Origin of the sequence: Mycobacterium parascrofulaceum ATCC BAA-614 (assembly GCF_000164135.1) — a bacterium.
Taxonomy (GTDB): domain Bacteria; phylum Actinomycetota; class Actinomycetes; order Mycobacteriales; family Mycobacteriaceae; genus Mycobacterium; species Mycobacterium parascrofulaceum.
Genome location: NZ_GG770555.1, coordinates 685,113 through 702,483, shown reverse-complemented (window position 1 = coordinate 702,483; position 17,371 = coordinate 685,113). Strand labels below are relative to the sequence as shown.

16 protein-coding genes are annotated in these 17,371 nt (G+C 67.4%); 6 read left to right on the top strand and 10 right to left on the bottom strand.

Annotation, left to right across the window (positions count from 1 at the left end; genetic code table 11):
- Positions 1–21: 21 nt before the first annotated feature.
- Entirely contained in the window at positions 22–957 is a 936-nt protein-coding gene (locus HMPREF0591_RS18780) for an SAM-dependent methyltransferase (RefSeq protein ID WP_007170227.1), read from the bottom strand.
- A gap of 136 nt (positions 958–1,093) precedes the next feature.
- Positions 1,094–2,179 (bottom strand): methyltransferase, encoded by a 1,086-nt coding sequence (locus HMPREF0591_RS18775; protein WP_007170226.1) that lies wholly within the window; start codon positions 2,177–2,179, stop codon positions 1,094–1,096.
- 555 nt (positions 2,180–2,734) lie between these two features.
- On the opposite strand from HMPREF0591_RS18775, the gene HMPREF0591_RS18770 reads away from it, so the two are divergent.
- Positions 2,735–3,034: a hypothetical protein gene (locus HMPREF0591_RS18770; RefSeq protein ID WP_007170225.1), complete on the top strand. Its 300-nt coding sequence runs from the start codon at positions 2,735–2,737 to the stop codon at positions 3,032–3,034.
- Between the two features lie 95 nt (positions 3,035–3,129).
- On the opposite strand, the gene HMPREF0591_RS18765 is transcribed toward HMPREF0591_RS18770, so the two are convergent.
- From HMPREF0591_RS18765 to HMPREF0591_RS31080, 3 genes are all read right to left on the bottom strand, one after another.
- The gene (locus HMPREF0591_RS18765) at positions 3,130–3,939 is read right to left on the bottom strand and encodes a PPOX class F420-dependent oxidoreductase (protein ID WP_040623359.1); all 810 of its coding nucleotides are present in this window, start codon (positions 3,937–3,939) and stop codon (positions 3,130–3,132) included.
- Between the two features lie 125 nt (positions 3,940–4,064).
- Positions 4,065–4,298, bottom strand: coding sequence for a DUF167 domain-containing protein (locus HMPREF0591_RS18760; protein ID WP_007170223.1), 234 nt, complete (start codon positions 4,296–4,298; stop codon positions 4,065–4,067).
- 328 nt (positions 4,299–4,626) lie between these two features.
- Complete coding sequence (locus HMPREF0591_RS31080) at positions 4,627–4,947, bottom strand: hypothetical protein (protein ID WP_083212430.1); 321 nt, start codon at positions 4,945–4,947, stop codon at positions 4,627–4,629.
- A gap of 169 nt (positions 4,948–5,116) precedes the next feature.
- On the opposite strand from HMPREF0591_RS31080, the gene HMPREF0591_RS18755 reads away from it, so the two are divergent.
- Entirely contained in the window at positions 5,117–5,827 is a 711-nt protein-coding gene (locus tag HMPREF0591_RS18755) for a DUF899 domain-containing protein (protein WP_040623357.1), read from the top strand.
- A gap of 9 nt (positions 5,828–5,836) precedes the next feature.
- On the opposite strand, the gene HMPREF0591_RS18750 is transcribed toward HMPREF0591_RS18755, so the two are convergent.
- On the bottom strand, positions 5,837–8,101 hold the full coding sequence (locus HMPREF0591_RS18750; RefSeq protein ID WP_208857781.1) for a putative bifunctional diguanylate cyclase/phosphodiesterase: 2,265 nt from the start codon (positions 8,099–8,101) through the stop codon (positions 5,837–5,839).
- 189 nt (positions 8,102–8,290) lie between these two features.
- On the opposite strand from HMPREF0591_RS18750, the gene HMPREF0591_RS30365 reads away from it, so the two are divergent.
- Positions 8,291–8,791: a hypothetical protein gene (locus HMPREF0591_RS30365; RefSeq protein WP_157137517.1), complete on the top strand. Its 501-nt coding sequence runs from the start codon at positions 8,291–8,293 to the stop codon at positions 8,789–8,791.
- A 63-nt stretch (positions 8,792–8,854) separates the two neighbouring features.
- Here HMPREF0591_RS30365 and HMPREF0591_RS18740 read toward each other — a convergent pair whose 3' ends face one another.
- Positions 8,855–9,166 (bottom strand): DUF732 domain-containing protein, encoded by a 312-nt coding sequence (locus HMPREF0591_RS18740; protein WP_050790087.1) that lies wholly within the window; start codon positions 9,164–9,166, stop codon positions 8,855–8,857.
- 387 nt (positions 9,167–9,553) lie between these two features.
- Here HMPREF0591_RS18740 and HMPREF0591_RS18735 point away from each other — a divergent pair, with 387 nt between their 5' ends.
- Positions 9,554–10,114, top strand: coding sequence for an FKBP-type peptidyl-prolyl cis-trans isomerase (locus tag HMPREF0591_RS18735; protein WP_007170218.1), 561 nt, complete (start codon positions 9,554–9,556; stop codon positions 10,112–10,114).
- Between the two features lie 48 nt (positions 10,115–10,162).
- Here HMPREF0591_RS18735 and HMPREF0591_RS18730 read toward each other — a convergent pair whose 3' ends face one another.
- A complete protein-coding gene (locus tag HMPREF0591_RS18730) occupies positions 10,163–12,451 on the bottom strand; it encodes a SpoIIE family protein phosphatase (protein ID WP_244268950.1) in 2,289 nt (762 codons plus the stop codon).
- 285 nt (positions 12,452–12,736) lie between these two features.
- Between HMPREF0591_RS18730 and HMPREF0591_RS18725 the strand changes: the two genes are divergently transcribed.
- Positions 12,737–13,387, top strand: coding sequence for a biliverdin-producing heme oxygenase (locus tag HMPREF0591_RS18725; RefSeq protein WP_007170216.1), 651 nt, complete (start codon positions 12,737–12,739; stop codon positions 13,385–13,387).
- Between the two features lie 142 nt (positions 13,388–13,529).
- On the opposite strand, the gene HMPREF0591_RS18720 is transcribed toward HMPREF0591_RS18725, so the two are convergent.
- Positions 13,530–14,963, bottom strand: coding sequence for an FAD-dependent oxidoreductase (locus tag HMPREF0591_RS18720; RefSeq protein WP_007170215.1), 1,434 nt, complete (start codon positions 14,961–14,963; stop codon positions 13,530–13,532).
- A 241-nt stretch (positions 14,964–15,204) separates the two neighbouring features.
- Here HMPREF0591_RS18720 and HMPREF0591_RS18715 point away from each other — a divergent pair, with 241 nt between their 5' ends.
- On the top strand, positions 15,205–15,888 hold the full coding sequence (locus HMPREF0591_RS18715) for a GAP family protein (protein WP_007170214.1): 684 nt from the start codon (positions 15,205–15,207) through the stop codon (positions 15,886–15,888).
- Positions 15,889–16,024: 136 nt separating this feature from the next.
- Here the strand turns inward: HMPREF0591_RS18715 and HMPREF0591_RS18710 are convergent, their stop codons facing one another.
- A complete protein-coding gene (locus tag HMPREF0591_RS18710; protein ID WP_007170213.1) occupies positions 16,025–17,260 on the bottom strand; it encodes an osmoprotectant NAGGN system M42 family peptidase in 1,236 nt (411 codons plus the stop codon).
- Positions 17,261–17,371: the final 111 nt, after the last annotated feature.

Genomic DNA, 17,371 nt, shown 5'->3' with positions numbered 1-17,371 from the left:
GCCGCCTCCCGACCGGCGCCCCTAAAGGCGATTACCCAGCGTCGACGTGTAGTAGGTGACGCCGTTCATCGTCCGCCGATCGTCGTCGGCCCGCGCGATCGCTTCCAACCCGTGTCCGGCGAGCAACTCGGCCATTGGCGTTGCGACCGATGTCCAGCCGCACGCCTCGAGGTACGAGCCGACGTCGTGTCGCTCGCCTTCGAACGCGATCACGTCGAAGTCGAGTTCGAAGCCGTACTCGCGCCACTTCGCCGTCGCCTCACGCATGCGGTCGCGCGCTGCGCCGGGATCCATGTCGGCCGTATTCGGCACGGCCTCGCTCGCGAGGCGGCTCCCTGGGGCGCTGAGCGCAGTGACGGCATCGAGCAGCCGATCCTGAGCCTCGGGCGCCAGATAGCCGAACAGACCCTCGGCGATCCAGGCCGTGGCCTTGGTGGTGTCCAGGCCCGCCTTCGCCACTGCCGTCGACCAGTCCTCGCGCAGATCGGTCGCGACCGCGCGCACATCGACCTTCGGTTCGGCGCCAAGCGCGGCCAGCGTTGCGGATTTGAACTCGATGACGGCCGGCTGATCGAGCTCGAACACCGTCGTCCCCTTCGGCCAGTGGAGTCGATAGGCACGAGTATCCAGGCCCGAAGCGAGGATGACGGCCTGGCGGATGCCCGCCGCGGTGGCATCGGCACAGAATTCGTCGAAGTACCGCGTGCGGGCCGCAATCGATGTAGGCATTTGCGCCAAACCCCATGGGCTGCCCTCGGTGTCGAGGTCCGAGGCGACCAGCTCGCCGCTAGCCCAGCGAGTCAGAAACGTCACACCAACCGCGCGCACCAACGGCTCGGCGAATTCGTCGTTGATGATCCCGTCCCTGGTGGCGACGGCCCTTGCCGCCGCCGCCAGTGTGGCCGTGGTTCCGACGCCGGTGGCCGGACTCCAGACGTCGTCGTTGGGTTGTGTCATCGCAAACCTCCGAAAGTCGCCTGGATACCATACAACTGGCTGTCCGGGCGCTCCGCGTGCAGCGGCGCGAAGTCGAACTATGTTGCGGCGCAGGCGGGCTCGACAAAACGTGGCCAGCTGCGCAGGCGCCAACTGCCTACACCGCGATCCCCTCGATGATGCTGAGCGGCGAAACGGTGTCGACAACCCGGTTCAGCCGGAACCCGGCTTGGTCGAACAACGAGCGGTACTCCTCGGCGGTGCGTTCGCGGGCGCCGGCGACCACCAGCATCTCGATGTCCACCCACTTGCCGTGGAAGTCGCGGTCATGCTCGGGAATGACGAACTCGCAGAGCAGCAGTCGCGCGCCGGTGGGAGCCGCGGCGCGAACGTTCTTCAGGATGCGGACCGCGTCCTCGGCCGGCCAGTCGTGGATGACGTTCTTGAGCACATACGCGTCGCCACCCTCCGGCGCGGATTCGAAGAATGAGCCCTCGTCGACGCGGACGCGGTCCTCGACACCGTATTTGCGAAGCAGCTCCGGGGCGCACGCCACGACGTCCGGAAGATCGAACAGGACGCCGCGCGAATTGGGGGCCGTCTCCAGGATCGCCGCCAGCAGCCGACCGTGGCCGCCGCCGACGTCGACGATCGTGCCGAACGCGCTGAAGTCGTAGGCCGCGGTCAAGGGCGCGATCGCGAACTCGGACACATTGGTCATGGCGGAGTCGAAGACCCTGGCCAGCTCCCCCTCGTCGGCCAGGTATTCGAAGATCGGCTTGCCGCGAAGCTTTGGGACGACCGGATTCCCGGTGCGGATCGCGTCGCTGAGGTGGCTCCAGTGTTCGCGGTGTTGAGCCGACCCGACCCACCGCGCCATCCCGGCCATCGACACGGGCGCGTCGGTGCGCAGTGTCGCCGCGACCGGGGTCAGCGCGTAACGCCCGTCGCTGCCCCGGCGGAAAACACCGATACCGATCAACGCTCGCATGAGTCGCCCCAGGGCGTCGGCGTCCGCGCCGACCCGTTCTGCCAGTGCCTCGCCGGACAGAGGGCCATCCGCCAGGGCATCGGCCACGCCGAGGTCCGCCGCGGCCGCGATGGCCTGAGCCACCCACGCGTTCAGGATCAATTCCATCATCACCGCCGCGGGCGGAGCGGAACGTTGGCGCAGCCGCGACAACTGGTGGCGGGCCCGCTCAACGGCCCGTGCCACCTTGGTCGGCGGAACCTTAGACGTCACGTCACTCCCCTACTCGTTCGCATTCCCATCATGGCCGCGCGTTGGGCGGGCGACGCCCACCGAGCCTAGAGTGCAGCCGCTATGCACGCCCTGGGTACCCTGCCCGACCGATCGATCCGTCCGCACAGGACTATGCCCGCAAACCGCCGCGATTTCAATAACTGTTGAAATAAACGCGCGATCCGGTTAAAGTTCTGACAAGGGGGCCGGATGAGCGGAGTCGCCATGTCACGTCTAGTCACAAAGGTCATCGTTGCGGCGATCCTCGCGCTTGCCGCGGTAACGGCGACCGGATGCGTTCCCACCGCCACGAGCGTGGTCACGCCACCCGACGGGGTCGCAGCGGGCTAACGCTGCATTCGCGCCGAATGCCAAGCGGCACTAGGTATACGCAGGCCCAGTGCGCGGCGCCCCAGTCGTCTGGGCGTGTTGTGCCCGGTCGACAAACAAATGAACTGTGGCCGGTGTCTGGCGTCGTGCGCGAGCGCGGAGATACAGTAGATCCGTTGGTCGCACCAGGCGCGAATCCAGTTTCGGTATGGGCGGTGAGAGACAATGACCGGCACACTGCACAACGAGCATCTCCAGCACGAGCACGTCCATGGCGCGGGCTGCGGTCACGTCGCGATCCCCCATGGGGATCACGTCGACTACGTGCACGACGGTCATGTTCACCGGCAGCACGAGAACCACTACGACGAATGTGAGCCCGCCGGCCACGAGGTGCACGAGCCGCACGACCATCGGCACGGCGACGGGTGTGGTCACGTCGCGATCCCGCACGGGGATCACGTCGACTACGTTCATGACGGCTGTCGGCACGCCGCTCACGACGAACACTACGACGAGCACTGACGCCCGAGCTTGAGGGGACTCAGTCCTCTCTGCCGTGCGCCCCTTTGCCGCGTTCCGCTGTGAGTGCGCCGAAGTCGAATATCGAAAGTTGTTGTCTAACTCTGAGAATCATCAAGCGGGGTCAGCTCCGCGTGAATCGTGCGGCCGAACTTGGGCCGCAAGAGCCGGTGCGCCGAGGGCACCAGCACACCATGCAGGAACGGATATTTCCGCCGCAGCAGGCGGGCCGCCTTCTGATACTCGGCCCCCTCGAGCAGGCGCACGCGTGCAGGCAGCGCGGACCCCGTGGGCTTGCCCGATGCCGTCGCCGGGGCGATTTCGACGTTCGGGTTGCGGCGCATCCGGCGCACCTTGACCGCTCGCTCGAAGCTGCGGAAGTAGGCTCGGTCTCCGTCCACCGCGATGCTGACCGGGCTGGCGCCTGGGCGGCCGTCCTTGCGAAAGGTGGTGAGGCTGATGGTCTTTTGGCGGACGAACGGTGCCAGCGAGGGGTTGGCCGCGGTGCTCACCGACCCCAGAACATAGCCGAGTTGACGCAACCGCAGTACGAATGCCAGGACCAGTGCGACCGAGACGCCGCCGAGAGCCCACGCTTGGGCGACGGATCCGCCCACCTCGAGGTCGATGACGTGGTTCACCGTATGCACCGTGTTCGCCACGACGAACCCGGCCAGGGCGGTGGCCAGGGCGTCGGCCCAGATCAGGGCGAGTAGCAGGGTGACGCCCAGCCCCAGCTGGAATGCGCCCACGTCATGCAGGAAGTGCCGGTGCGCATCGAATTCGACGGCTTCGGCGAAAGAATTCGGATCGACGAGACACCACGCCCCGATCGCAGCGGTGACCGCCCCCACTGCCACCGTCACCGTGATCAGGTATACGCGCGCCGGCATACTCAAGCGATTCATCGTGCCGTCCTTTCGCCACTCCGTCCCCACCCTCTGATCGCTAGACGGAATGCGGCATCGATGTGTGACGCGACGAGCGACGCCCCCCGGAGTGCCGGCTACCCGGGCGTCGGGCGGGGCGGCACTCAACCGCTCACGCGGAAACGCTTCAGCCGTGAGGTCCTGCCGGATATCAATTCGACCCGGCTTCTTGGCAATTCGAGGTGGGCCGCCAGTAGCCCGGTAACGGCGTCGTTGGCCTTGCCGTCAACGGCCCGTTCTCGAACGTATATGGTCAGCTCGCCGTTAGGGCCCTCCTCGACGAGCGGGCCCTTGCGACTGCCGGGTTTGACCCTGACCGCGACGACGGAGTCCTGCATGGCGCGTAACGCTACCGGCGGGACTGGTGCGCAGGGCCGCTCTGCCGCCGGATCACGGCGGCGACTCCTATCGCGGACGAACGAACGTGTGCGGCTCTGGCCTGGGTCGCTCGACGGGCTGGGTTCGCGGACGTTGTCGCGCCCACCAGGCGCGCAAGGTCCGAGCGTCGATGGGCGCGGTCGGTTCGTCGAAGGGCGATGGTGCGGTGTACATAGTGCCTTCGTTCCCAGAGGCGGAGTAGACGCTCTCGTCCACTATTGGCTGTGAGCATACTATGCATCGCGAATGAACGCTATCGTCTACTAAAATTCTGTGGGACCATCGCCCCTAGTCCGCCGGCGGCCCAACTGGGGGGCGGCATTCATTGGCGCCGGGATCCCACCACCAGCCGTTGTCGCACGCAAGCGGTTGCGGCCCGACGCCGAGGGGCCGGCATACGTTGGCCGTCGGGTCCCACCACTGGCCCGGGTCGCAGGCCAGGGGTTGTGGCCCCACCCCCAGCGGTCGGCAGACCTTTCCCGTGGGGTCCCACCACTCGCCGTCCCCGCAATCGGCCGAACTCACCGCCGGCGTCGCGATTGCCGCGGCGGTCATCGACGCGAACGCCATCATGGCGACGACCACGAGGTGACGAACCAACGTCCTCATGGTGGGCCTCCGCTCTCGCTAGCCACCATCGAACCGAGTCCGGGCATGCAGGTCAAGACGTTTGCCGCGGGCGCCGGGACATTCGGGACAGCGACACCCCCCGATGAATTCCGGACGCTTGGCCAGTCAGACCTTCCAGACGAACGAACCGAAAGCGAAGGTCGAACCCATGTCCTCACAGAACACGGCATTGCCACCCGTCGTCGATCAGCAGACCTGGCGCGCCGCGCTCGACGAGCTGCGGAAACGTGAGAAGGCCGCCACTCGCGAACTGGATGCGATCGCCGCCCAGCGCCGCCGCCTGCCGATGGTCCGGTTGCCCGACTATACCTTGGTCGGCGCCGACGGGCCCATCCGCCTGGTCGATGTGTTCGGCGGCCGCTCGCAACTGATCGTCTATCACCACATGTGGTCCGACGGCGCGGAGTGGCAGTGCAGCGGCTGCACGGGCTTTACGTCGCAATTCACCCGGCTGGAGTTCCTGGACAACTACGACGCACGGTTCGTCATCGTCACCAACGGACCGATCGACGAAGCCCTCGCCTACCGGCACAAGGTCGGCAACCGCATGGAGTGGTATTCGTCGTCGCAGAGCCAGTTCGCCGCGGACATGGACGCACCGGCCGGCGGCGGCTTCGGGGTCAACGTGTTCCTGCGCGACGGCGATACCGTGTACCGCACGTGGCACACCAACGGGCGAGGCACCGAGCAGCTCAGTCACACGTTTGCCCTGATCGACCTCCTGCCGTGGGGGCGCCAAGAGGAATGGCTCGATTCGCCCGCAGGTTGGCCCTCGCGGCCCACCTATTCGGGGTGGGCAGGCTCCCCCGAGATCGCCGCCGCCTACGGACTCAAGCATCTCGATGACGCCGGCAACTGAACCCGGCGACTACTGCGTCGCGAGAACCGAATTCGCGGGGACTCGCGGGATTTTGGAAGCGGGCAACGGGCGGCAGAAGAAGTTCCCTTGCACGGCGTCGCACCCATACTCCTTGAGCCGCTGCGCCGTTGCCCGATCTTCGACACCTTCGGCAACGGTGGCGATGCCGAACGTGGATGCCAACTCGATGACGGAGCGTGCGATGGTCGCGGCGCGGTCGTCGTGCAGGATCGGGGCGATGAATTCACGGCCGAGTTTGATCTCGTCGGCCGGTAGCTCGCGAAGATACGTCAGCGTGGCGTAGCCGCTGCCGAAGTCGTCGATCGCGACCTGGATGCCGTTGTCCCGAAGACGATTGAGCACGGTGCGGGCCTTGGCCAGGTCGGCCACCACCAGGTCCTCCGTTATCTCGATCGTGAGGGAACTGGGAGACATCCCATATCTGTTCAGCACGGACATGATGCGGTCGGGCAGCGCATCCTGGTCGAGGGACGGCGCCGCCAGGTTGACCGCGACGGGGATCGGGGCATCCGCGTCCTGCCACGCGGCCGCGTCAGCGATCGCCTGGGAGAGCACCAGATCGGTGAGCGCATCCATCAACCCGTGTTCGCGGACGAGCGGCAAGAACTGGGCAGGTTCCAGCACGCCGAATCGCGGGTGCTGCCATCGGACCAGCGCCTCTGCCCCGCGCACGGAACCGGTCCACATGCTGAACTTCGGCTGGTAGAGCAGGGTCAACGAGCGGCTGTCGATCGCCCGCCGTAGCTCTCCGAGCAGTTGCAACCGAGCCATGGCACTGTCGAACGCCGGCGCCTCGCCCAGCTGGACGACCATTTCGGGGGTGTACGTCTGCACATTGGTCGATCCCGCCAGGTGGGCATAGAAACGTGCGGCATCGGCCTGCTTGATGAGATTACCCGGCGACGGGGCGGTGACGATGGCCGAATCGGCCGACGCCACACCGATACTCACGCGAACATCGAGGCGGTGATCGTCGATGTCGACGGGCTCTTCGAAGGATCGGGCCAGCCCGTTGGCAAGGTGTATCGCGACACCGGGACGGTCTTCGACCAGGATGGCGAATTCGTCCCCACCCATCCGCGCAACGGTGTGGCTTTCGTCGACGTTGGCCTGGATCCGCTCGCCGACGCCGCGCAGAAGCTTGTCGCCCACGTCATAACCCAGCGTGTCATTCACCAGCCTGAAATCGTCCACCCCGACGGTCAGTACGCTGACCGGCACGCTGTGGTGGACGTGCAATCGCAGCGCATGGGCCAGGCGATCATCGAATAGCCGCTGATTTGCCAACCCGGTCAGCGGGTCCCTCAGGGTGGCGTCGGATACGGCGACAAGCAATCGTTGCTTTCGTTCGAGAAGCAGGATGTGGCGGGCCAGCGTGGTGAGGAACAGCACCACACAAACGGCGAAGATGAACGCCTCGCCCCGGTCTGCGGGCCAAAAGTGCACAGCACCAACGACAATGGCCAGTAAAACCGGCAGGTACGGCAGCCACAGCGACGCCCGCGACGACGGTTGCGAAAAACCGAGGTCGGGTTCCGGTCCCGGTCGAGAAGTGAGCCCGGATAGCGCGAAGAAGTACATTCCGCCGGCACCCCCAAGAATGACGAGGTCGTCGGGCGCTCGCGCGGCGTGATTGTTGAAGACGTTGACCACACCGGCCGCCGCGATCACGGCCCACCCGAGCATCATCAGCGACGGTGAAAGTTTGCGGCCCGCTTCGGCCTTCATCACAACGATGAAGGCCAAGGCGAACAGTCCCACGTACACTCCCGCTGCGGTGGCCACTAAGATTCGTGGAACACTCAGCGCCTGCGCTATGTGCGCCGAGCGGCCGAGCGGCAGAACCACGAAAACGACCAGGAGCGACGCGGCGACGAGAATGCCGTCCAGCAGCAGGCCTATTCCGAAGCGGGAGTCGTCCCGACTGGGAATCACGATTGCTCCGGCCAACGCGCAGAACGGCAAGATCAGATAGCCCAGGTTGGTCGCCGACATACTGGCGACCGGAAGACCGCCACCGAGCACGACGTGGCACCACACCGCTTCACCGGTAGTCCAGCCCACCAATCCGGCCGACATGGCCGTCCACGCGAGGCGTTGGCGGCCTCGGGACCGCCGGGCGGCCCTGACCGAACAGGCGGTCGCGAATACGCCCGCAATCACCGAGCCCACCGGGGCGACTGCCGCTCTTCCCGGAGCGCCGTGCGAGCTGACCAACATCGCCGCGAACACGAGTAGCGCGACCGTCGCCAACACGATCACCGCTTGTCGGCTTCGGGTCAGTGACAACTTTTCCCTTACTCTGCCGGGTGCGGGTCGCAAGAAGGATAATTCACACCGCAAAAGTGGGGTCGCAGATTTACTTACCTGTTTCTCGGTAATTACGGGCCGGAACGCGCGCTGAACGTCACATTAGTCGGGGTGTGCGCCGCGGACCCGCGTTTGAACGACGCGCCGTTGTGCGTTCAGATGTCAGCGATGGACACGGTCGCTCCGGTATCCACTGAGGTCATGATCAACACCGTGACGACCGTCGTCGTCGCACTGCTGGGCGTGCACATCATCGCGAAGTTCTTCTTCTTCGCACTGCCCTACGCCAAACGACGCCGCGCGCTCGACGCGAGCTACGGCGACCGCCCGTCCGCCACCTCCACTGCGGACTGGGTCCTGCTGATTTTCACCATCCTGCTGTGCGCCCTGCTGCTGTGGCGCGGAGTCGAAGCCGTAAGTTTCCTCGGCGGCTTGTGGATCGGTGCCACCCTGATCCAGTTGTATTTTCACCGCTTTCACGATCCGGTGCCCGCCGAGCGCGCGGCGCCGCCACCGGCCTCTCCGCTCAAGGAGATGTCGTATGCGATTCAATCGTGGCCCTGGCGTGCGTGGCCGCAAATGGCGGTGCTCGCGGTGCTCGTCGCCTGGAACTTGACGCTGATATTGCACTGACGGGCGCGACACAGAACGCGGATCGCCCGACGTCGGTGGGTCATGCGGGTCGGCCGAATGGGGTTACGTGCACAGGGTAGGGGCGTCGCACACGTTGCCGGGGCAATAGATCGAATGCGCGGCGTCGACCATGGTTCCGACGTCCAACAACGTGACTCCCCTGGCGTCCAGGTGGGCGTGGACGTCGTCGGCGATCTGTTGCGGCGTCCAACCCCAGGTGAGGTCGTAGCAGATGAGGTGCGCCTCCCCGATGAGTGCCTCTTCCGTCCTGGGTGGCCAACTGAGACCGACGGCGCGCAGCTGCGCGAGGTAGGCGTCATCTTGGGGGGTATTCGCGCTCGCAACCGCGGCGCTACCCAGGAAGGCGGCGGCCATCACGGGAATGGTAAGTCCGGCCAACCGGCGGGGTGAGGGCATCGATTCGCTCCCTTTCTGCGAGGCCGCCAGCAGCTCGCGGGTCCACAGCAGAATAACCAAACTTCGCAAAGGTGGCTCGTCGTGATTCTCGCGACGAGCCCCTATCCATTCGGTGACGCAGGGGCGAACAATATTGCCCCGGCGCGCCGCTCACCCGCATGGAACTGACCATCTGTCTGCCATCGCTTTTCGAGCGATTCCCGCAATTGGCCCTGGCGGCGCTGACCGGCTGAAGACGGAAATGGCGAACGACAAAACACCACCGAGTACGCGCGCGACGCCCCGCCTTCGCGCGTGACGGCCACGGCGGGGGCACGAGCAACGGACTGACTGGCCGGCTGTAGCGTGACGGCCGTGAAGTCCTCCCTGGTGTATTCCTCCGTCGCGGCCTGTGTCGCGGCGACCGTCCTGGCGATCGCCGCGTCGGACAACGCAACCGCGGCCGGCTCGTGCCCGACCGCGGTACCGCAGAGCGGCGGAACGCCCGATTGGACGTTGACCGGGACCACCGGCAGCGTCGCGGTCACCGGATCGACGGATACGACGGCCCCGCGCATCGACGTGACGGCGCCGTTCAGCGTGACCCAGACCCAGGTGCACACGCTGCACGCGGGAGACGGACCGGTAGTCCCCACCACCGCCCGGGTTTCCGTCTGCTACATGGGTGTCGACGGACGCGACGGGTCGGTGTTCGACAACAGCTACGAACGGGGCGCCCCGGTCGACTTTCCGCTCAACGGAGTCGTGCCCGGCTTCCAGAAGGCGATCGCGGGGCAAAAGGTGGGGTCCACGGTCGCCGTCGCGATGACCTCCGCGGACGGCTACCCCAACGGTCAGCCCAGCGCGGGAATCCGGCCCGGTGACTCGCTCGTCTTTGCGATCAAGATTCTCAGCGCCTCGGGCTAGCCCCGCACGTCAAACGCCGTGTCGCGCAACGGCTCCGGCCGAGCGACATCAGGGACGGCGCAGGGTGATGATGGTGACGTCGTCTTCGATATGGCCCGACGCCATCGCCGTCCAGATTCGGGACGCGGGCGTCTCGCCCGCGCGCCCAAGGGTTTCCGCCAACCGGTCGAGCCCGTCGTCGATCGCCTCGCCGCGACGCTCGACCAGGCCGTCGGAGTACAGCACCATCCCCTGGCCGGGCTCCACGGTGAAAGTGTTGGGCGCGTAGGTCACGCCTTTGATCCCGATGGGCGGTGAAAGCCGGATCGGCGCGGGGACGGCTGTGCGGAGCGTGCCGGTGAGGAACGGCATCAAGTGGCCGGCGGAGGCGGCCTCCACGTGGCCCGAGGCCAGGTCGACCCGTGCGGCGATGACGGTGGCGAAGGCGCCCGGCAGCATGTGCAGACAGAACTCGTTGAGATGGTCCAGCGCCTCGGCGGGCGCCGCCCCGACGAACAACTGAGCGCGCAGGGCGTTGCGCAGCGCCGCCATGATGCCCGCGGCGGCGATGCCGTGCCCGGCGACGTCGCCGATCAGCACGATCAGCCGGCCATCGCGCAGCTCGAACGCGTCGTACCAGTCGCCGCCGACGTTATCGCCGGCGGCCGGCTCGTAATGCGCCGACAGCTGCCAGCTTTCGAGCGTCGGTATCACGTCGGGCAGCAGGCTGCGCTGGAGCGTCTCGGCGACCCGCAGCGCGCCGCGCGTGCGCCGGTACAGCGACTCCACCAGGTGGCGGCGCAACGCCCCGGCGGACTCCGTGTCGCTCAGCGTCCATGGCTCGCTGCGCCGGCGAACGACCTCGCGCCATCGGTCGAATGACTTGCGGGGGCTGAGCCGGACCGCTCGACCATCCCGGCCCTCGCTGACCGCGATCGACTTGTTGTGCGGATCGCCTCCCCAATCCACCGAGCGCAGCACCTCCCGCCGGAACCAGACGGCGTACTGCCCGTCGGGCAGGTTGATCGCGACCGCGCCGGCGGCCAGTTCGGGGTCGAGGCCGAGCTCGGGCAGCTCGAGTGACAGGCATTCGGTGATGGCGATTTCGTCGTCGGCGTCGCGCGCCCACTCCATGACCGCGGCGACGACCTCTGGCGGCGGAACCGACCCGCGCACCCGCCGGTCCCCCTGGATGTCGACGACGACGCCGTCGGCGGGCACCAGATCGAGCAAATCGGGCGCCCCGAGCAGCGACCCCGTCAGCGGTTCGCTGTCGTTCAGCGTGGCGGCGGTGAGCTTGCCCAGCACCGCCTGTGCGGCCAACCGCTTGTGCAGCTGCTCATCCTCGAAGCGGTCGACGAGCCGCAGCGACAGGGTCGAGCCGAGGAACTCGGCCGCCGCCCGGGTGCCGAACGGCGGCAGGTGCGGACCGGCGTAATGGTGACAGGCGATGAGGCCCCACAACCGGCCCTGCCGCAGCAACGAGATCGACATCGAGGCGTGCACGCCCATGTTCTGCAGGTACTCGATGTGAATCGGCGAGACGCTGCGCAGCGTGGCGAAGGTGAGGTCCAGCGGCGTGCCGCTCGCCGGGTCGACGCCCGGCACCAGCGGCGCCGGTGTGTAGTCGACGTCGGAGATCAGGCGGATCCAGTTCTTCTCGTACAGCGCGCGCGCCTGCGCGGGGATGTCGGTGGACGGGTAGTGCAGACCGAGGAACGAGTTCAGGTCGTGGCGCTTGGATTCGGCGACGACCTCGCCGTTGTACTCCTCGTCGTAGCGGTACACCATCACGCGGTCGAAGCCGGTCAGTTCGCGGACCGCACGCGCCGCGGTTTCGTACAGCTCGGGCAGCGTGGAGGCCCGGTTCAGCTCCTCCACCGCGCCCCGCACCGCCTGGTAGGTGTTCGGGAACGAGAACGGCCGCTCCCCGTAGGCGATTTCGAGTTCCACCAGCAGCACACCGCCGGGGTCGCGGTGCATGATGGCGTCGAAGGCCCGCGGCTCGCCGGCAACGTCGATCGCGCATTCGATCGGGTTGTGTTGGCGGAGATCGCGGGAGGTCCGCGCCGTCCGCTCGAGGCGGGCGGCCTGTTCCGCGCCGACGAGTGCCGACAGGTGCCGGCCGACGACGGCGTCGGCGGGCCGGCCGAGCAGCTGGGTGACGTTCGCGCTGACCTGACGGACCTCGAAGTCGCCCTCGCGCACCACCGCGAGCACACCGCGCGGCTGGATGCTTCCCGGAATGTGGATCGGTTCGCGGGCGCAGTTGTCGAGGTCGATGGGCGTGCCGACGGGGACGAGGTCGTCGATCGGTTGCCTCTCCACCGGTGTCGGGACGTGTGCCGGGCCCTTCACGCAGTCCGCTCGGTCGGCTCGCTGACGGGCAACAGCATCGGCCAGTGAGGTGTCAAAACCGAATCCCTAACGCGCCCACGCCGTCTCCCCTTTTGCCGCATCCACCCGCGATGGGATGGGCATGTGCACCGGCGGCGGCTTCCCGCCGGTCACCATGCCGGTTTGACCGCCCCACCGACTCTGCGATCCTCTGGTTGCATTCATGTCAATTACGTCGAGCCTAGGCGTTGCGGTGTCCCGCCGTCACCTCGCTCGCAGCAATCACCAATGTAATCTGAGCAGGACATGCGCCAGATCGACATTCCAACACGCCGCCGCTTGTCGGTTGCGATGAAGGAGGGATCAGCGGCGGAACACGTCGCCGCCGAACAGAGCGTATTCATCTCGGAATTGCTGGCCGGCCGGGTCACCGCTCGCGGCTATTCCGAATACCTGCTTCGGCTGCGGGTGGTCTATGCCGCGCTCGAAGACGCCATGGAGGCCCGCCGCGACGACCCGATGGTCGCCGCCGTGTACGACCCGGCGCTGGAGCGCGTGACGGCCATCGACGCCGACCTGCGGCACTGGCGCCCCGACGGCACGCGCGACGTCGACTCCCCCGCCGCGACGGCATACGGCGAGCGGCTCGCCGCGCTGACGTGGGGCGGTGCGCTGGTGGCCCATCACTACACGCGCTATCTCGGAGACCTTTCCGGCGGCCGGGTCATTCATCAGGCCCTCAGTCGCCGATTCGGCCTTCGGGGCGACGGGCTTGCATTCTATGAATTCCCGATGCGGGTCAAGCTGTACAAGGACTCCTATCGGGCCCGCCTTGACGCGCTCCGCCCCGGCGCGGACGAAACCGAACGCATCGTCGACGAAGTCAAACTGGCCTTCGGCCTGAATCGCGCCTTACTCGACGAGCTCGCCGACCACGTCCCCGCCCGTCGGGGTTGACGCTCGTTTGGCGGCCGCGCCCACCTACATCGGTCCGGGCGGACGTCGTCGTCCATCGCGACGCTGTCGCGATCCAGCGTCACCTTCACCGCATCGGCCATGCCGGGGATCATGGCCCGACGTCAGACGCGCGCGCCACTCACTAGAAGTTCAGTCCCGAGAACATGATCCGGCTCGGATCGTACTTCTGGCGCACGGCGGTGAGCCGGGACAGGTTCGAGCTGAAGTACCGCGACGCGGGTTGGTTCGCTTCGATGTAGTTGACGTAACCGCCGACCGAATACGGTTGCACCGCTTGGTGTGCGGTGTTGAGCCAGTTGGTAGCGGCCGCTACATCACCGGTTTCGACGTACCACTGCACGAGCGCGTACTGGCGTCGCCACGGGAACGCGGTTGCTCCGGGCGCCACGTCGGCGAGGGCGCCGTCGAGCGCGTGCATGATCGCCAACATGCGGCCCGCTCCGCGGGGGAATGCGTCGACCGCCTTTGCGATCCCCTGAGCAGTGGCCGCGTTGACCACTGGCAGCACATCGGATCCGCCGACATATCCCAGTGGTGACGGGTTGAGATTGCCGACGGCGAGGTAGTTCACCAGGTCGAGATAGTTGAAGGTGTGATTCTCGGTCCCGGTCGGTTGGACCCCAACGGCTTTGGTGATGGCCGACCCGACGCTGCTCCCCGACCCCACCGGGCACGTCGCCATGATGCGGCAGTGCGTCCCCATCGGATCCACGGTGGCGTCGGCCAGTGCCCAGCTGTTCCGGTCGGCGGTGCGTAACCAGTTCTGCCAACCGACCAGAACCTGCGCGAACGCCTCCGGCGGGAAGTTCAGGTTGACCACGTCGAGGTCCGTGGTGGGGAACGTGGCGAAAGTCAGCGAGGTGGTGACGCCGAAGTTGCCGCCGCCCCCGCCGCGCAGCGCCCAGAACAGGTCGGGATTGCTCGCGTTCGACGCGGTCACCGCCTGGCCGCCGGGCAGGACCACCGACGCCGACACCAGCTGGTCCGAAAGCAGGCCCGCGTGGCGGGAATTGGCGCCCAGTCCCCCGCCGAGCGCGTGCCCGGAGGCACCGACCGACGGGCAGGTGCCCGTCGGGATACCCCGCCCGGCGCCGGCCAGCGTCTGGTGCATCGCATGCAGGCTCGTCGCGGGCGTCACCGTGACGTGCCCGGTGCCGGCGTCGTAGTCCACCCCACCGGGCAGTTGCCGCAGGTCCAGCACCATGACCCCGTTCGCCGTGGACGCACCGATGTAGGAATGGCCGCCGCTGCGCGGGGCCACCTTCAGGTTGTGGGCCGCGGCGAAGGCCATCGCCTTCTGCACGTCCGCCGGCGATGACGGGGTGACAATCGCGGCGGGCGTCAGGCCGTTGTAGTTGGTGTTGAACACCTGCTTGGCCGCCCCGAAGCCGCCGCTGTCCGGCAGCAGCACCTGCCCGCCGATGGCCGTCGACAGACCCTCCCAACCGGTGGGGTTGGGAGCGGCGGTGGCCCGTGCCGAGCCGAACACCGTGCGCGCGGCCAGCGCTCCGGCGGCTCCCCGCAGAAGCGTCTGGCGTGAGAATTCACGCGCCACCGTCGGGCTCCCGCGTCTGCCTCATGTCCCGCATTGTCGAACGGCCGCCCACGAAACCCGCGGTCCCCCATGCCGTGTGACCGGATCGAAACCCATACGAGCTGCCCCGGTGACGTGCCCCCGCGCGGGTCGGGACCGCCTCAGACAGACACGCCGCCCCGTGGCTCGTATTCTCTGCACCATGATCGCCGCTTCGACGCTCGCGCCCGGCAAAGCCGGTCGGTAGGCGGAGTTCGGGCGCGTGGGTGCTCTCGTGCTGGCGCTTGGCGGCCTGGCATTGCTCGATTCGCTGAACGTCCTCAACGTGGGGGTGGTCTCGGCGGTCATTTTCGACAGCCGGTTGAGTCGCCGGTCCCCGATCCCCGGCGCCCTCAGCTTCATCGCGGGCGTGTTCGCCGTGACGACGACGTTCGGGCTGTGCACCGTTCTGGGCCTGAGCTTTTTGACCCATGGCGTCGGATTCCACGTGACACCGGCCATCCGTTTTCGCGGCGAGCTGCTGCTCGGCCTGCTGCTGACCGGCCTGGCCTACTTCCCGTTGACCGCCCAATCAGCGGCTCCGGGCTGGGCGTTGGCCGCAATGCGCCAACGCCCCTGGCTGCTCGGCTTTCTCGGGCTGGCGGTGGGTAGCGGCCAAGCTCCCACCGCCATCCCGTATCTCACCGGCTTGGCCATGCTCGTCGCGCTGCATCCGCGGCCCCCACTGTGGCCGCTGATCATCACCGCCTACTGGGCGGTCGCGCTCTCTCCCCCGTTGCTGATCCTTGCGCTGTCGATGAGGCGAACCGTGCGGGCCAAGCGCATTCAGCGTCGCCTGGTCCGTGCCCTCACCCGCTACGGCCCGATATCGGTGCGAGCGTTGTTCCTCGTGTTCGGAATCGGACTGGTGGCTGACGCGCTCGTCAATCACAGTGCGCTGTGGTGACCACGATTCCATGCTCACGCCTTGCATGGGGAGCCGAATTACGTTGGCGGGTATGGCCGATCGGCACCAACGCGCGACGTCCCGGCGCTGGCGCGCCGACCGAATCCCCCGCGGCTGACCGACGGGGCATAGTGTCTCAGGCCTGCGGACCTTCCGACGGCGGCCAGACCGAGCCCGGCGAGACCTCGCCAGGCGAATCGTGTTCCCCGCGGGCCAGTGGCACCCACCGCTCGCTGGGCGCGGGCTGCTTGGACGACGGGAAGTCGCGCAGCTTGCCCGAGGGCTTGGCGTCCCATTTGGCGAACGTCAGCGGCGTCTGCAGCCAGGCATGCAGCAGGCAGTACGCCGCCTGCAGCGAATCCAGGTGCGTCCGCTCCCAGCCGTGGCTGCCGTCGAGCCCAAACCCGACGAGGGCGGCGCGCGTCCCCGCGCCCGCCTCGATCGCCGCGGCTGCGTCGGAGCGGTAGAACCGGAACACATCTCGCGCGCACGGGACGCCCAGCTCCTCGGCGAGCTTGCACAGCTTGCGGGTCAGGTGATAGTCGAACGGCCCGTGCAGATCGGCCATCGGGATCGTCACGCCGTCCTCGATGGAGTGCTGGCCCGGTGCGCACACCGCGTTGTCCACCGAGATCAGCTCGGCGACGTCGGCGGGCAATCCGTGGCTTGCGCCGTGGCCGACCTCCTCGGTGATGGTGATCATGAGCATGGTTCGGTGCGGCAGCACCACCTTGTTCTCGGCGAAGTGCTTGGCCAGCGCGAGCGCGATCGCGACGCCCGCCTTTCCGTCGAGGTGACGGGAAACGATGTAGCCGTCGGCGGTGAGTTCCGGGCTTGCGATGAAGGCGACGAAGTCGCCGACCTGCAGGCCGAGCCGGATGAGGTCCTCCCGCGAGGACACCTTGCGGTCGACACGGACCTCGACGTGTTCCCAGTCGGTTGGCTGTAGGTCGATCTCGTCACCGAAGGCGTGGCCGCTGGCCTTCAGCGGCAGGACCGTGCCGGTGATGAATTCGTCGGGGTCGTCGGAGAAGATGCGTACCCGGGCACCGGCCGCGAAACGGGCCGAGAAGGTGCCGACCGGAATCACCTCGAGACGGCCGTTGTCCTTGAGTCGACGCACCATGCAACCGATGGTGTCGGCGTGCACCACGAGCGCGCGGTCGGTGGTCGCCGACTCTCCCGGGAGTTCGGCGGTCAGTGCCCCGCGCCGAGTCAGCTCGAACGGCACGCCGAAGCCATCGAAGATGTCGCCGATGAGCTGCATCACCGCGTCAGTCCGGCCAGCCGGACTGGGCGTCTGCAGCAGCGCGAGCAGCGTGTCGACCATCCACGTGCGATCGGCCTCGGCCATGGCCGCGGTGTGACGCACCGTGTCTCCTCTCGAGTCGTCCGGAACCGCGTTCAACCTACCGCGTGGTCACCGTTGACTCACCGGCCCGGGCTGCGCGACCCGCGCCGCAAGGGGGCACCCGTCCCCCGC

Bases quoted from the DNA above. Each gene is read 5' to 3' on its own strand.
- HMPREF0591_RS31080 (WP_083212430.1), bottom strand. From the start codon at position 4,947: ATGAGGACGTTGGTTCGTCACCTCGTGGTCGTCGCCATGATGGCGTTC.
- HMPREF0591_RS18770 (WP_007170225.1), top strand. From the start codon at position 2,735: ATGACCGGCACACTGCACAACGAGCATCTCCAGCACGAGCACGTCCAT.
- HMPREF0591_RS18780 (WP_007170227.1), bottom strand. From the start codon at position 957: ATGACACAACCCAACGACGACGTCTGGAGTCCGGCCACCGGCGTCGGA.
- HMPREF0591_RS18765 (WP_040623359.1), bottom strand. From the start codon at position 3,939: ATGAATCGCTTGAGTATGCCGGCGCGCGTATACCTGATCACGGTGACG.
- HMPREF0591_RS18740 (WP_050790087.1), bottom strand. From the start codon at position 9,166: ATGGCCGCCGCCTTCCTGGGTAGCGCCGCGGTTGCGAGCGCGAATACC.
- HMPREF0591_RS18760 (WP_007170223.1), bottom strand. From the start codon at position 4,298: ATGCAGGACTCCGTCGTCGCGGTCAGGGTCAAACCCGGCAGTCGCAAG.
- HMPREF0591_RS18755 (WP_040623357.1), top strand. From the start codon at position 5,117: ATGTCCTCACAGAACACGGCATTGCCACCCGTCGTCGATCAGCAGACC.
- HMPREF0591_RS18725 (WP_007170216.1), top strand. From the start codon at position 12,737: ATGCGCCAGATCGACATTCCAACACGCCGCCGCTTGTCGGTTGCGATG.